The organism is Eisenbergiella tayi (assembly GCF_001881565.1).
GTDB lineage: Bacteria > Bacillota > Clostridia > Lachnospirales > Lachnospiraceae > Eisenbergiella > Eisenbergiella tayi.
Genome location: NZ_MPDJ01000008.1, coordinates 71,682 through 88,226 on the forward strand (window position 1 = coordinate 71,682; position 16,545 = coordinate 88,226).

Annotated in this window: 11 protein-coding genes; all 11 read left to right on the top strand. The window is 48.5% G+C overall.

Features of this window, described 5'->3' with window-relative positions; all coding sequences use genetic code 11:
• The first annotated feature begins 16 nt into the window (after positions 1 to 16).
• Positions 17 to 754: an ABC transporter ATP-binding protein gene (locus BLA28_RS25405; protein WP_177216409.1), complete on the top strand. Its 738-nt coding sequence runs from the start codon at positions 17 to 19 to the stop codon at positions 752 to 754.
• On the top strand, positions 747 to 1,952 hold the full coding sequence (locus tag BLA28_RS25410; RefSeq protein ID WP_069156986.1) for an ABC transporter permease: 1,206 nt from the start codon (positions 747 to 749) through the stop codon (positions 1,950 to 1,952). Before BLA28_RS25405 ends, BLA28_RS25410 begins: the two co-directional genes overlap by 8 nt.
• An 88-nt stretch (positions 1,953 to 2,040) precedes the next feature.
• A complete protein-coding gene (locus tag BLA28_RS25415; protein ID WP_069156987.1) occupies positions 2,041 to 2,784 on the top strand; it encodes a hypothetical protein in 744 nt (247 codons plus the stop codon).
• A gap of 164 nt (positions 2,785 to 2,948) precedes the next feature.
• Positions 2,949 to 4,265, top strand: coding sequence for a glycoside hydrolase family 28 protein (locus BLA28_RS25420; protein WP_069156988.1), 1,317 nt, complete (start codon positions 2,949 to 2,951; stop codon positions 4,263 to 4,265).
• A gap of 38 nt (positions 4,266 to 4,303) precedes the next feature.
• On the top strand, positions 4,304 to 6,646 hold the full coding sequence (locus BLA28_RS25425; protein WP_044972185.1) for a helix-turn-helix domain-containing protein: 2,343 nt from the start codon (positions 4,304 to 4,306) through the stop codon (positions 6,644 to 6,646).
• 339 nt (positions 6,647 to 6,985) lie between these two features.
• Entirely contained in the window at positions 6,986 to 7,957 is a 972-nt protein-coding gene (locus BLA28_RS25430; protein WP_009253567.1) for an ABC transporter permease, read from the top strand.
• Positions 7,958 to 7,970: 13 nt separating this feature from the next.
• The gene (locus BLA28_RS25435) at positions 7,971 to 8,888 is read left to right on the top strand and encodes a carbohydrate ABC transporter permease (protein ID WP_081329941.1); all 918 of its coding nucleotides are present in this window, start codon (positions 7,971 to 7,973) and stop codon (positions 8,886 to 8,888) included.
• An 80-nt stretch (positions 8,889 to 8,968) separates the two neighbouring features.
• Complete coding sequence (locus BLA28_RS25440; protein WP_069156989.1) at positions 8,969 to 10,642, top strand: extracellular solute-binding protein; 1,674 nt, start codon at positions 8,969 to 8,971, stop codon at positions 10,640 to 10,642.
• A gap of 273 nt (positions 10,643 to 10,915) precedes the next feature.
• The gene (locus BLA28_RS25450) at positions 10,916 to 12,862 is read left to right on the top strand and encodes a GGDEF and EAL domain-containing protein (RefSeq protein ID WP_069156991.1); all 1,947 of its coding nucleotides are present in this window, start codon (positions 10,916 to 10,918) and stop codon (positions 12,860 to 12,862) included.
• Positions 12,863 to 13,098: 236 nt separating this feature from the next.
• Positions 13,099 to 15,378: an alpha-L-rhamnosidase-related protein gene (locus BLA28_RS25455; RefSeq protein ID WP_242880582.1), complete on the top strand. Its 2,280-nt coding sequence runs from the start codon at positions 13,099 to 13,101 to the stop codon at positions 15,376 to 15,378.
• 172 nt (positions 15,379 to 15,550) lie between these two features.
• Complete coding sequence (locus tag BLA28_RS25460) at positions 15,551 to 16,522, top strand: uroporphyrinogen decarboxylase family protein (protein WP_044972180.1); 972 nt, start codon at positions 15,551 to 15,553, stop codon at positions 16,520 to 16,522.
• Positions 16,523 to 16,545: the final 23 nt, after the last annotated feature.

Here is a 16,545-nt window from a genome sequence, read left to right on the forward strand (position 1 = left end):
AAGGAGGTGGAAAGCCATGTTACAGGCAGAAACAGCTGTAAGGAAGGAAAGTCCGGAACAAGTGAGGGATATCCTTGTATCCATGAAAGGAATTGTGAAGCAGTACCAGGTGGGCGGCGAGACTTCCACGGTATTGAAGGGAATTGATCTGACCGTGAGAAAAGGAGAATTCCTTGCGATCCTCGGCCCCTCCGGTTCGGGAAAATCCACCCTGATGAATATCATCGGCTGCCTGGATGTCCCTACGGAAGGCGAATATCTACTGTCGGGAATACAGATCAGCGATCAGGATGAAAAGACACTCGCACATATCCGCAATAAGCAGATTGGTTTTATCTTTCAGTCTTTTTTCCTGATGCAGAGACAGACAGCCCTGGAAAATGTGAAGATGCCGCTGATGTACGGCGGGGTCCCGGAAAAGGAACAGGATGATAAAGCGCTTCATATGCTGGAGCGGGTGGGGCTGGGGGATAAGGTTTCTTATTATCCCAATCAGATGTCAGGAGGCCAGCAGCAGAGAGTGGCCATTGCCAGAGCCATGTGCAACAATCCTTCCATACTATTGGCAGATGAACCTACAGGGGCGCTGGATCAGAAAACGGGAAGACAGGTCATGGAGCTTTTTCATGAATTGAATGAAGAAGGCCGGACGATTATTATGATAACGCATGATATCCATATCGCCGAGCATGCGGGGCGTATCGTGCGGATTCTGGACGGAAATATCGGGGAAGGAGCTTTGGAGGATGCATAATACCATATCTGTCATCAGGCAGAGCATTCAGATGTCCCTGCAGAATATAAAGAGCAACAAGATGCGTACTTTCCTCACAACCCTGGGAATTATCATCGGCGTTACTGCGGTCATAGCACTGATAACCATAGTGGACGGAGTGATCGGTTCGGTCATGGGGCAGTTCTCTTCCCTTGGGGCCGGAACCCTTTCCGTGTCCATAACCGGTTCATCATTAAAGAAGGGGCTGACGGAATCAGATCTGGATTCCCTTGAGCAGCTGGAAAATGTGTCGGGGATATCCCCTTCCGTCAGCATTACTACAACGGCTGCCCGTCCCGGAAAGCTGCTGGATCATGTGTCCGTACAGGGGAAAAATGACTACTATTTCCGGAATAACGATCTGGTATCCTATGGAAGGGCAATCACCAGGCAGGATGTGGAGAACGAAGCTTATGTGTGCATCATCGATCAGGATTTGGCGGATAATCTTTTTCCCGGAGAAGATCCTCTGGGAAGCCAGGTCATTGTGGGAGGAATCCGCTATACGGTAATCGGCCTTCAGGGAGAGGACAGCAATCTTATGGCCTCTATGGCCGGAATGGGAGGATCCGTGGATGGTACCATCACGATTCCCTATACCAACGCGCTGAAGCTTTCCGGAAACAGCAGTGTTACAAGCCTTGATGTGTATGTGGCGGATACCGACCGGACACAGGAGCTGCAGGAGGCGGTGGAAAGTGTGCTGTATAAAGCATTTAATGAAAATGAAGATTGTTATAATGTTTTCAGCATGGACAGTCTGCTGGACACCATGGACAGCATGATGAGCATGATGACCTACATGCTGACAGGGATTGCCTCCATAGCCCTTCTGGTAGGGGGAATCGGAATCATGAACATGATGCTGGTATCCGTGACGGAGCGGACAAAGGAAATTGGCCTGCGTAAGGCAATGGGAGCAACGCCGGAGCGGATCCAGGTTCAGTTTTTACTGGAATCCATCGTTCTGTCCCTGATAGGAGGGCTGATAGGCGTGGCGCTGGGACTGCTCATATCCTTTGCGGCGGCGTCCCTGCTGGGAACGGACTTTGTCATATCCTCATCCGCCGTAGGCCTGGGAGTCGGATTCTCTGCGGCCGTAGGCATTGTATTCGGCTGGGCCCCTGCCAGAAAAGCCAGCCGCCTGAACCCCATCGATGCCCTGCGGAGTGAATAGCATCCAGACCGGTTACCAATAAATAGAAAATGAAATCATATCGTTTCGGGAAGGCTCTCACCCGCCCGAAACGAAGACAGGAGTGAATATGAGAACGAAAAAAATGCAGTTATCAGAACATATCGGAACATATATAATAGGAACTATATTACTTTTACTGGCGGCATTCCTTCTTTTTCCCCCTTTCCCCACGGAGGCGGCGGAGGCACAGAGCATAACCCTGAAAGATGCCACAGCCCGTCTGTCAATCGGTGAGACGAAGACCATCCAGGTGGATTACAGCAAGCTGAAAGGCGGCTATGCGGATTTGGGAATTACAGTTTCCGATCCTTCTCTTATCCAGGCAGCCCTCCACGATGCCGGAAATTCCCAGGCAGTTCTCACCATTCAGGCCAAGGGCTTCGGTACTGCGTCCGTGGCCGTATATGCCGTAAGCAATCCCGCAGTCGTTTCCTATGCCGCGGTATACAGCGGCATGGCGGAAAAAGGAGAGGTGTATACGATAACAGAAGGAAATACCCTGATTACAGTATATGATGACCGGCTTATATACTACAATACCACCCTTACCGGCAAAAACGGAGCCACCCTTGCCGTAAAAGGAATAGGACTGGAAAGAAGCAAAGGTATAGACAATCTGAAAGTAACGGGAGATCTCCTGCAGAAAGATACCAAACTCCCCGGCCTTAACACCTTTTACGCCTGCTTCTACGATGCCGCGGGCAATCTGATAAAACGTCAGGCCGTATATGCATCCGATCCCATTTCCTACAATGAACTCACCATCAGCTGGTACCTGCCCGAAGCCTGTACCAAAATCATACTGGAATAACCTTCCTCAGGGAAAGCCCTAATATTCCGGCTCGCGTACCGGAGCATTGGGGCTTTCCCGTTTTTACGTTAAGCAACAGATAGACTTTAAAGGCGGGACATATTATAATAGTGGGAGAACATTGCCGGTAATTTGACTGCGGCAGAGATGGGGAGGGATTACATATGCAGTATAATATTATGGATTACGGCGCTCTGCCTGACGGAAAAACCAACAATCAGAAGCAGATCCAGGCGGCCATAGAGGACTGTGCCCAAACCGGAGGACGTGTACTCGTTCCGGCGGGCAATTTCCTGTCAGGAACAATTCAGCTGAAATCCAATGTGGAATTGTATCTGGAAAAGGGGAGCGTGCTGACTGCCAGCAACAGCCCTGAGGACATCATTGATTTTTCAGAGGACAGGGATGCCATGGACGGCATCGAAAACGGCTGCTTCCTGTATGCCTGCCATGCCCGGAATATCACGATTGCAGGTGAGGGGACTATTGACGGACAGGGCAGGAAGGTATATCTGGATGATAACGCTGATGAGGGTTTCCATGAATGCCCTCTGGCTGTGGCCGGTTTTCGGGCGCGGACTACTTATCTGGAAGATGTGGACGGCCTGCAGGTCAGAGGAATCACCTTTTATGACGCCTGCTTCTGGACCTTGCATATGGCAGGCTGCCAAAATGTCATTGTGGATGGAATCCGTATATTTAATAATGACAGAGGACCGAACAATGACGGAATCGATCCGGACGGCTGCCGGAATGTAATCATCCGGAACTGTATTATTGAAAGCGGGGATGATTCCATTGTGTTGAAGGCGACCAGGCCGGTCTGGGAGAAATACGGAAACTGTGAAAATATAGTCATCACAAACTGTATCTTACATTCCCGTGATTCGGCTCTTAAAATAGGTACGGAAACCTGGGGGGACATCCGGAACGTGATATTCGGCGACTGTGTTGTCCGGGATTGTTCCCGTGCGGTGGGAATCTGGGTGCGTGACGGAGGGACGATTGAGGATATCCAGATCCATCATATTACCGGAAATACCAAAAGATATGCTGACGGCGTAAACAGAACCTTTGCGCCCAGGTGGTGGGGAAAGGGAGAACCGATTTTCCTTTCCGCCGGTTACAGGAAGGGGGAAAAGAAATATCCGGGTAAAATCCGCAGGATAACCTTTGACCATATCAGGCTGTATTCGGAATCCGCCCTGTTCCTTGCAGGAGAAGAGGATTCCGTTATTGAAGATATCCGCATCACCGACAGCCGCATTACATGGAAAAAACAGAGTGTGCATAATCCGGGGGTGTTTGACGAACAGCCCTCAGACAGGGATGTGTATGAGCATCGGATTCCCTGGCTGTATACCCGTTACGTGGAGGGCCTGACCGTGGAAGGAATTTATGAAATCGATCCATCCCTGGAAGGATATGTGGACAGTGAGGAAATCCTGGAGGAGAGCAGCCGGATTTCGATAAAAAGGTAAGTGAGTATAAGAAAAAGAAAAGATTTACGGGGGTATTCATGAGGCGATTTTCTTTTTTCTGGCAGATTTTTCTGATGATTTTTTGTGTCCTGATCATTCCGACCTCGCTGATAGCTTATTACGCCATGCAGGATGTGGCCAAATATGCGGAGGAAAACATTGCGGTATCCAAGCTGGACAATCTGGAGTCTGTCAGCGATGCCACGGAACTGATATTAAGCAGCTATACCAGGAATGTAATCCAGTTTGCCAACAGCGCTGCCTACAGAAACCTGGGACAGGTCACTTCCTACCAGGAACTGAATATTGATTTTGAAATGGTCAGGACAGCCTGGGATGCCCAGTCTTATCTGAGCCGCGTTTTCGGTACGGAAAAAATGGTGCAGTCCTGTTTTTACGTGGGAAAGAGCAGCGATTTTGTGATTTCCTCGGACAAAAACATCTGCAGGCTGGAAAATTATGCGTCCCTGGACTGGATGAAGGACAAAGCCGTCAGTGAAACCGGAATCAGGGGAGAGTGGATAGCGCGGGAGCTATACAATAACCAGGACGGAAAAGATGGTGGAGAAAGCCAGGGGCGGAACAAAATTCCGGTCCTGTCCTATGTATATTCCATCAGCCCCCTGATAACGGCAAAGGGCGGTTACATTGTCTGCAATATCTATAATTCCAGGCTGAGTGAATTCATCAACCCCTCCAATCAGGCATCTGGGGTCTGCTATATCCTGGATGAAGACAGGAATATCATATGCCATCCGGATAATGCCTTTTTCCTGGGAGGGGAAGAAAACCCGCTCATCCTTGATAATATCTTCGGTTCCAAGCAAAGAACCGGCTATTTCGATTATGAAAAGGACGGAGTCCGTTATCTGTGCGCCTTTAAGAGATCCTCCTTCAACAACTGGACTTATGTGGTAAACTACAGCATGGATGAAATCATGCGCCAGGTAAAGTCGGTCACATCCACGGCGATGCTGATCATCATGTTTGCCATTGCGGTGGAAATGGTCCTGGTCCTTCTTATTTCTTACTGGATATTCAAACCCTTCCGGATGCTGTTCAACAATGTAAAAGAAAACATGACGGAGGGGATGACGGAAAAAGCTTCCTCCAAAAATGAAGTGTACTATCTGAACGAAGTATTTAAGAAAATGAAGTCGGAGGAAAGCCAGATCCATGACATCCTGGAGAAGAAAAATTCAGATGCCCAGCGGCTTCATTTGAGAGAAATGCTTACCGGGACACTGGAATCCAGAGAGAAAAAGGAAAGCTTTACGAAAATGTTCCCTTATGAGCATTTTATGGTACTGCTGGCGAGTGTGGATGACGGCAGCGAAATGCTCCGTAAATATAATTCAGATGAGCGGATGTTTTATTTCCTTCAGATAGAAGAGCTGTTTACCGACTGCCTGAGCCAGGAAGGATATGAGGCGAAGTCCATCCGCTTCCGTTCGACGACCTGTGCGGTAGTTTTGAATATAAAGACCTATGATCAGAGAAAGACAGCGGAATATATCACGGACAAATTAGAGCTTGTCAAGCAGCAGGTGAGGCAGATATTTGATTATACACTGACAATCGGGATAAGCGCCGTCCATGCGGATATCAATGATTTGAATGAAGGCATGGCGGAAGCGACGGCAGCGGTAAAGCACAGGATTATAGCGGGCAAGAACCAGGTTATTTTCTGGAATCCCAGGATGAACGAGAGCAAACGGTATTATTATCCCTATACAAGCGAGAATAAAATCATCAATTACCTGAAGCAGCAGAATACGGAGGCGGTTTACGGGGAACTGGAGCTGGTACGCAAACAGCTTTCCGACATAGAGGATATTTCCTATGACAATGTGGTGCTGGTCTATCAGCAGATGATAGGGGCGATAATCAAGGCGATGATGGAGGAAAAGATCCAGATATCCAAGTTTATGGGAAATGGAAGGCAGGCCTATACGACGATAGCGGAAAAGGATACGATAGAGGAAATCGAGCTGTTTGTGAAAGGGTTTATCCGGCAGATACAGGATTATCTGGGAGAGGTGACGGAAGAAAAAGAGGATGTGAAGCTCTATGACCGCATCATCGCGTATCTGGATGAGCATTACAAAGAGGATATTGACTATGAAGAGGCGGCGGGAGAGATAGGAATCAGTTATTCTTATATGCGCAGGGTAGTCAAAGAGGGCGGCGATATCAGCATGGTGGACTATGTGAACCGCCTTCGTATTCATGAAGCCAAGAAGCTTCTTCTGACAACGGACCTTAAAATACCTGAAATTGCCGGTATGGTTGGCTATCATAATGTACAGAGCCTGAACCGGTTTTTCAAAAAATATGAAGGGACAACACCCAACAGCGTGCGTGACCTTGAAAAAAAGTAGACGGAAATTTTGCTGAGAAACCTCTTGTTCGTCAAAACGATGGCGGATAAGAGGTTTTTTTATGCTCCAATATACAAAATGACACTTTACTTTTGATTTTCACCTTCGGAATTGCTACTTTTATGGGCAGAATTAAATGCGGTTTCCATATAAAAGCTCATGGAAACGGATTGTATACAAAAAAATACAATCCTGAAATGCCTTGTTTTCAAGGCTTTTCGGGCACACTCAAAAATGATTCAGCCTATCAAAAATGATAATTTACAAAAAAACGGCTAAAAGCTATACTGGGAAGCAAGAAAACGGAAACACAATGACGGAAGGAAGGGGAAATTATATATGAGTGGTAGAAAATCAGCTGTGGCGGCTGATAGCAAGCTTGCAGTAAAGCAGGCGAAAAAGAAGCAGAGGAGCTTTGCTTCCTGTTTTAAAAGGGATTGGCAGTTGTATTCCTTATTACTGATACCGATTGCATTTTGCTTCCTGTTCAAATATGTACCTATGAGCTGGTTGCAGATCGCTTTTAAAAACTGGAAAATCAAAGACGGGTTCTTCGGAGGGGACTGGGCCGGATTGGAAATCTTCTCTAAAGTATTCCATCACAGGAACTTTATGAAGTCTTTAAGAAACACATTGCTTCTTAATGTGCTTGACCTGCTGGTAAGCTTTCCGATGCCCATCATTCTGGCCCTGCTGCTGAATGAAATCCGGAATATCAAATTTAAAAAGGTAACACAGACATTATTGTACCTGCCTCACTTTCTTTCCTGGGTAATTATAGGAGGTCTTGCCTATCAGCTGTTTTCCGTGAATACGGGTGTTGTGAACGCGCTGATTCAGAACCTGGGAGGAAATGCAGTGAACTTCCTGCAGGAGGATACCAGCTGGCTGATAACCTATATTGTTATCGGAGCGTGGCAGTCCATGGGCTGGGGAACAATTATTTACCTGGCTTCCATCACATCGGTAAGCCCGGAGCTGTACGAAGCGGCCCGTGTGGACGGCGCCAACCGGTGGCAGCAGATGTGGAGCGTGACGCTTCCCTGTATAAGAAGCACCATCGTCATCCTGCTGATTATGCAGCTGGGCAAGATTATGGGCGGTTCCTTCGAACGTATTATGGCACTGATGAATTATGCGGCAACCGAGTATACCACAACGATACCGGTTCTCGTGTACCAATGGGGTATCCAGGATATGAAGTTCAGCCAGTCAACCGCACTGGGACTGTTCCAGTCCATTATAGGTCTGGCGCTGGTGCTCGGAGCCGATTTTGTTGCAAAACGGCTCGGCGAAACCGGTCTGGTATAAGGAGGATGGAAAAATGGCGGAACAAGTAAAAACAGCTAAGAAAAGCAGGCCGAAATCCAGGGGAATAAATCTGGTGGCAGACATTCTGATATATATATTTGTAGGGCTGGTCAGCCTGACCTGTGTGCTTCCCTATATTCATGTAATTGCCAAATCCTTCAGCTCGGAAAGCTTTGTCATTGCAAAAAAGGTTTTCCTGCTGCCCAAAGGATTCACCCCGGAGGCCTACATAAAGATTTTCCACGATAATTCCTTTATTGTATCCTTCGGTGTCACCGTACTGATGACGGTTCTTTTCACCGCACTCGGCATGGTCATCACCATATGCGCGGCCTATCCCTTATCCAGAAAGGAGCTGCGGGGCAGGAAAGTGATTAACCTGCTGTTTATCTTCACCATGTACTTTTCAGGAGGAATGATTCCTGATTATATACTGATTAACAAGCTGGGAATGCTGGAAAGCCTTCCGGCCCTGATACTCCCGCTGGCCTTCAGCGCATATAACCTTGTCATCATGAAAAATGCACTGGAATCGGGAATCCCTGACAGCCTTGTGGAATCCGCGGTCATAGACGGAGCGAATCATTATACGATTCTGGGAAAGATTGTCCTTCCTCTTTCCAAGCCGATTATGGCTACCCTGACCCTGTTTTATGCGGTGGGACGCTGGAATACCTACAGCGACGCCATGTTCTATATAAAGCAGAATGTGTCCCTCAGACCCCTGCAGCTTAAGCTGTATTACCTGATTGTCGCAGCGACAGAAAGTATCCAGGGCTCCGTAAATGATACGGCGATGTCAACCGTGACGGATCCGGAAATCCTGAAAGCCGCATGTATCGTATTTGCAACCATCCCGATCATCTGTGTGTATCCTTTCGTACAGAAATACTTTGTACAGGGGACCATGATAGGGGCGGTAAAAGGCTGAGGTTTACCGATAACTTAAGAAACCATTATGGAAGTATCCGCAAAAGCGGTCGCTTATAAATCAATTAAGGAGGAATAACCATGAAAAAAGCGTTACAAAAAATCCTTGCTGCAGGACTCGTTTCAGCAATGGCGCTTGGAACTCTCGCAGGATGCGGTTCCAGTGAAACAAGCACAGCGACAACAGAATCCCAGCCCGAGGTGAAGACAGAAGAGGCGGGAGAAACCACCCCGGAAGCGGTGGCATCTGATTTTACCGATTACTCCGGCGGCTTTCCCGAGGCAGTGACTCTGCAGGTTCCGGTATATGAAAGAGGCTGGGAAGGCTGGAATCCTACCGATAACTACTGGACGAAATGGATCCAGGAAAATTTTGGTGATAAATACAATGTAAATGTGGAATTCGTTTCCATCGGACGTTCTACGGAGGTACAGGACTTCACACAGCTTTTATCCGCAGGCTCCGCTCCCACATTCATTTTCCATTACGATTATCCCAATATTCTGGCTTATTACGCCCAGGGCGCTTATCAGGAACTGAATGCGGATGAAATCGCATACTATGCGCCTACCTTCTGGGGAACCATGGGTGATATCATTAAGGATTACGGCGTGATTGACGACAAGCTGATGGTAGTTATGGGAGACAGGACCGAGCTGGTATCTTCCAACTTCGGAACTCTTATAAGAAAAGACTGGATGGATGAACTGGGAATTGAAATGCCCACAAATCTTGATGAGTACAACGATATGCTGCTGAAATTCAAGGAAGCCGGTTATGGCTTCGGATCCGAGCCTCTTTTAGCCAAATCCTTTAACTTTGACTACAATTTCAGAGGATGGCCCAACGATGCAGAGGGCAGAGCTCTCAATTCAGACCTCGCAGTTGCTTCCTTTACATGGGAACCCACCAAGGAATATCTGAGAAACCTGAATTATGAATACCAGAATGGTTTAATTGACCCTGACTTCTACCTGGATACAGACGGAAACCAGTCCAAATCCAACTTCGTGGCTGGCAAAGCTGCTACCTACCCCTGCTATATCAATGCAGGAACACAGGAAAACGTAATTGATCCTTTACTTGCACAGAACCCGGATGCAGAAATCGCCATCCTTGACCCTGCGGCAAAATCCCCTGCAGGTGAAGCTCCCCAGGGACGTGAATACTGGCCCTTCGGCATGATTTACGGCATCAATGCGGATGCGACGGATGAAGAGAGAATCGCAGCATGGATGTATGTGGAATGGATGAGCCAGCCCGATGTTATTGACACCCTTCAGAATGGTTTTGAAGGAAAGAATTATGAAGTGACCGAAGATGGTATCAAAGCGCCCGCCGGCTATACAGGGGAAGAAAAGCTGTCCAATAATGATAACGGTGACTACTGGTGTCTGGTAAATGCCAACAAGCAGTATGAGACAGAAGAAGAATGGAGAAAATCCATCATATTCTCCAATGCTCCCGTAGGTTATGAATACCTGATCGAGGATATCCTTGCTTACAACGATAAATACGAAGAGTATTTCACACCGGATACCTGCTTTACCGTACCGATTGATACTCTGGCGGAATATTCCTCCGACCTGGCTGAGCTTTGGAAAGAGTCTTATGTCCAGCTTGTTACCAAGGCGGCTACCGACGAAGAATTCGAATCCATGTATGAGAGCATGAGCCAGTCCTATCTGGATGCCGGCTATCAGGAAATCCTGGATGAGAAACAGGCTGCCTTTGATGCAGGACAGTATCACTGATTAAGTGAAAAGATTAAGTAAATAACGGGGAACCTTAAAGGACTGCCGCAAAAGCCGGAAACAAACTGCTTTTGCGGCAGTCAGTTTATGCCCCGGAAATAAAGCTGCGTCCTCCTGCTGTCGGAAAATTTCAGGAAACGGCGGTTTTGATTGTGGTTTTCCGGATTATTAGGTATAATGTTACAAAGCAGTCAAAGATTAATTTTTGCACCGTATTATGTAACAGCGTGATTTTTGCAAAAGGGAGAAGGAAGGACTGGCAGGGGGAATAACGTGGAGTGGAATATAGCGGCGGAAGCCATTTCTTTGGTCATGATCGGGATTATAGGGGTATATGCCCGGAAAGGAAGCCATCTTCCTACTTTGAAAAACCGGATTTTTCAGTGGTGCCTGACGGTTACCTTCAGTGCCATTTTTACCAATATCCTGTCAACGATTATGATTCAGCAGTACCGGGTGGTGCCCATTTGGCTCACCTGGATAGTAACCATGGTGTATTTTGTGCTGACGCCGCTGATGGGAATGGCCTATTTTTTATATACGGTTTCTGTTATTTATACGGAAAGCCCTCAGGTAAAAAGGATAATGGCCGTGGGGATAATTCCCGGTGCGTTTTACGCCGTTATTGTCCTGTCCAATCCCTTTAACAGGCTTCTGTTTGATATAAACCGCAGTGACGGCTATACGAGAGGGCCGCTTATCCCGGTTACCTATCTTATTTTTTATGCCTATTGCCTTGCGTCGATCGCCCTCACTCTTGTGAACTACAAGAGAATAGACAGAAAAATCTACCGGATTCTGGCGGCCTTTCCGATTCTTGCCGTAGCGGTCATCATAATCCAGGAAATGTACCCGGAGGTGATCCTGTCAGGCTCGGCTGCAACCTGCGCTCTTCTTATTATATATCTGCATCTGCAGAACAAGCAGATTTCCGTTGATTACCTGACAAATGTGCCAAACCGGCAGGAGCTTTTAAATATGCTCAAAATCATGATTAAGAAGGATCCTGGCCGGAGGTTTACGCTGCTGGTGGTATCCCTGCGGGATTTCCGTCAGGTGAATAATACCTGCGGGCAGCAAAAGGGGGATGAGTTCCTGAAAATGGTCTGCCGTTTCTTGTGTGAGGCAGGGCCTGCGGAAAATGTTTACCGCTTTAACGGGGATGAATTCGCTCTTTTGTTCCCCGAAGCTGAGGATGATAAAATACGCAGATGTGTGGAAACGATACAAAAGCGGATGGAACAGCCCTGGCAGAGCGGGAATTACCGGTTCCGGCTGTCCGTTGTTATGGGAGCTATCCGTCATAATGAGGAAGAGACGCTGGAGGATACGATCAGCGCCATCGAATATGCGGTTTTCCAGGCGAAGTCCGGCAAATGCGGATCGATCTGCTACTGTGACAGGGCTATGATGAAAAAGCTGGAACGGCGCACACAGATCGTCCGGATCCTGAAGGAACAGCTGGAGCAGCAGAGCTTTGAAATGTACTATCAGCCTATTTACAGCGTGGAAAAAGGCTGTTTTGACCATGCGGAATCCCTGATGCGGATCCCGCATTCTCCCATCGGCCCCATTTATCCGGATGAGTTCATACCCATAGCGGAAGAAACGGGCCTTATTGTGGATATCACCTATGTAGTTCTGGATAAGGTATGCCGCTTCCTCAACCGGCTGCTGGAAAAAGAAATTCCCATAGAATCCATCCATGTGAACTTTTCCGCCATGCAGTTTTCCCAGCCGGATCTGGAGCAGCGTGTTTTGGAAATAATCAGCAGAAACCATACGCCCATGTCCGCCATAAAAATAGAATTTACGGAGAGCACGCTGGCGGAAAGCACACAGGCCGTCACGGAGTTCACCCTCCGGATGCTGGAGCATGGAATCAAGATGGGCCTGGATGATTTCGGGACAGGATATTCCAATATTGCGACGGTGATAAACATCCCCTTCGGAACGGTGAAGCTGGATAAAAGCCTGGTATGGGTATCCATGGAAAATGAGAAGTCCGCCCTTGCGGTGAAAAACCTGTCCCGTACCTTCAAGGAGCTGGGAATGAAGGTAGTGGCGGAAGGTGTGGAGACGGAGGAACAGAGAAGGCTGGTGGTGGATTTCGGCGTGGATCAGATCCAGGGCTATTTTTATGCGAAGCCCATGCCGGAAGAGGAAATGGAGGAATTCATGCTGCAGAAGGATGAGCGGTATGCGCTCAAAAGGGCATGAACTTTTATAAATAAGAAGGCAAGGATATGCGGAAGGATTTATCTGCATATCCTTTTTTTCAGAAATATTTTGTAAAAGGAATTGCCATCGGCGCAGTGAAGGGGTAGGCTGTTATTAACAGAAAGGGCTTCCGGTGCGGCGTATGGGGGCTACACGGAAGGAAAGCGAAAGAGGGAGAATACATGGAATTTAAAATACCTTTATCAAATTGGATGTGGGTTCCCGGGTGGGAAAAAATGGATCAGAATGAATGCTGGCTTGCACGCTTCCGTAAGGAATTTACTGTGTCCGGGCCTGTGGAAAGCTGCAGGATACGGATATCGGCGGATTCCCGGTATAAGCTTTATGTGAATGGGAGGCTGGCGGAGATCGGCCCGAGCAAGGGGGATCGGCAGGTCTGGTTTTATGATGAAGTGGAAATTGCTCCGTTTCTCAGGCCAGGGGAAAATGTGATCGCGGCCCAGGTACTTAGGTATCCCATGCTTCACAGCAAAGGAAATCACGGGATTTTCCGGACGGAAATGCCTGGGCTGTATGTAAAAGAACAGCAGGGAAAAGAAAACATGCTGGGAATATCCGGCGATCCCTCATGGAAGTGCAGCATGGAAGAGGGATTTCAGATTATCTCGGAATCTCCTTATTTTGCTCCGCTCCAGATACTGGAGGAACGTTCCGGCTCTGCGGCAGATGCGGGCTGGAAGGAGCCGGGGTATCAGGACGGGGGCTGGCCGGATGTGTTCGTTTATATGGAGCCCGCGGTCAGCAAAGCGGTCAGTCCGGGGAACCTGCTGGAGCGTACCATCCCTTATATGCGCAAGGAAATGCGCCGGTTCACAGGGCTTGTCTGCGTCAGGCAGTCGGAGGCAGCGAAAGAGGATTGGGAACGTATGCTTTCCGGAGACGGACATGTCATCCTTGCGCCGCACAGCCGGACGGAAGTGGAAATCAATGCCGGAGAGCTGAATACGGGTTTTTTGTCCCTGCGTATGCAGATGGGGGCGGGAAGTACGGTGAAGGTCCTGACCTCAGAAGGGTATGTGCAGATCGAGGAAGAAAGGGGACCTATGAAGCTGCCCCGCAAGGGAGACCGCTGCGACTGGAAGAATGGGCAGCTTCATGGTTTTACAGATACCTACCATGTGGCAGGGTATGGGAAAGACGGTCAGGAGGAGACCTATGAGCCGTTCTGGTTCCGTACCTTCCGGTTTATCCGGCTGGAAATCACAGCAGGCGAGGAACCGCTCTGTCTGACAGGCTTTGATTATCTGGAAACAGGTTATCCTCTGGAAGCCAGGACACAGGTAACCACATCTGACAGTTCTCTGGAAGCGGTCTGGGACATCAGCCTGCGCACCTTGAAACGATGCATGCATGAAACCTATGAGGACTGCCCTTTTTATGAGCAGCTCCAATATGCCATGGATTCCAGAAGCCAGATTTTATATACCTATATGGTGGCGGCGGATGACCGGCTGGCGAGAAAATGCATGGATGATTTCCGCCGTTCGCAGCGATATGACGGGCTTTTGAACTGCTCCTATCCCTGTTACGGCCCCAATGTCATTCCCGGCTTCTCCATCTATTATATTTTAATGCTGTATGATCACATGATGTATTTCGGAGACAGGGAATTCCTGCGTCAGCATATGGGGACGGTGGACGGTATTCTGGAATATTTCCGCAGGAACTTGGATAAGAGAGGGCTGGCAGGCAGGATGGGAGGAATTAACGGAAAGGACCGTTACTGGTCCTTCATCGACTGGACCGCACAGTGGGATGAAACCTCGGGCATGCCCCGTGCCGGCCTTTCGGGGCCGATCACCATGGAAAGCCTGCTTTATATCATAGGGCTTGACCATGCGGCCAAGGTATTGGATTACCTGGGACGTAGCCAGGTGGCCCGGGAGTACCGCAGCCGGGCGGATGAGGTGAGAAAGGCGGTAAATACATATTGCAGGGATGAAGCAGGCATGTATACGGACGGCCCGGGAATCCGGGAATACAGCCAGCACTGCCAGGTGTTTGCCCTGCTTACGGATACGGTTTCTGTGGAAAAGGGACGGGAAAACCTGAAAAGGACTCTGGAGGCAAAGGAGGATTACGCACAGTGCTCCGTAGCCATGGCTTATTACCTTTTCCGCGCCCTGCAGAAGGCCGGTCTGTATGAAGAGACGGACAGGGAATGGGATCTGTGGCGTAATATGGTGAAGAAGAATCTCACTACCTGTGTGGAGGACGGGGTGAATGAACGCAGCGACTGTCATGCATGGGGTGCGCTTGCCCTTTATGAGCTTCCTGCAGTAGTTCTGGGAGTCCATCCGGAAAAACCCGGATATGAAACCATCGGAATCGCTCCTGTGGAAGGGTGCTTTACCTGGGCAAAAGGAGAAGTGGCGACAAAGTGGGGCATGGTGAAGGTGGATTGGAAGAAGGAAAACGGGAAGCTCCGGCTTTATTATCAGGCGCCGGAAGGGGTGAAGGTACGGGTTTGCCCACCCGGAAACAGACAGGGATAAACATCGGAGAACAGAGAAGATAAAATTACAAAAAATCTTTAGAAATTACCAGTTTTTATATCCGAAAAAAGCTATAGTGTTGAGAATAAATACAGATAAGAAAGCAGCCTGTCACCGCTGGTTTGGAAAGCAGCTTTCTGTCATCTCACCATGATACCGGGAGGATTAAACTATGACACACAGAGAGCGTTTTATAAAGACGCTGAAATGCGAAAAAATCGGAGGTCAGGTACCGACCTTTGAACTGGTCTTTTTTCTGACGATGGAAGCCTTTGGCAAGGTTCACCCGTCCCATCGCTTTTATGAGCAGTGGAACCAGATGAGCAGCAGGGAGAGAAAACTGCATATAGAAGATATGGCCGATATCTATATAAATACGGCAAAGCGTTTTGACCACAGCGCCATCTTTATTCATCCGAATCCCGGTGATTTGGACAGCACCCAGTGGCTGCTTGAAACGATCCGGGAAAAAACCGGGGACGAATACTATATCATGATGCACGGGGATCCTACCTGGGCGATCCCCGATGGTGATTCCATGATGGATTTTGCCGCACAGATGTATGAAGAACCTGAGGTCTTGAATGAGGAAAGCAAAAAAAGACTGGACAACAGCCTGAAATTTGCCGCAGGACTCGATGCAAGAGGCCATCTGCTGGATGGTTTTGCCCTGTGCTCCGATTATTGCTTTAATGTGAACCCCTTCTTCAACAGTGAACAGTTCGACGAGCTGATTGTTCCTTATCTGAAGGAAGTGATTGCGGAGTACCGGAAGATGGGGTATTACACGATTAAACATACCGACGGAAATATCATGCCTATCGTAAAACAGATGGCTGACTGTAAGCCGGATGCCATCCATTCCCTGGATCCTCAGGGCGGAGTGGATCTGACGGAGGTCCGTAAAATTGCGGGAGAAAATATTGCCCTGATCGGAAATGTGAACTGCGGCCTGCTTCAGACCGGCACGGATGAGGAATGCCGGCAGGATGTGCTGCGTGCCCTGAGGCAGGGAATGGAAGCGGGAAAAGGATATGTGTTCGCCACCTCCAATTGTGTGTATACCGGAATGGCTCTGGAGAGATATGAGATGATGCTGGACATCTGGAGAGAATACGGAAACTACGATAATTACAAGTTTTGAATGAATGTCCGGAAGCATAAAAT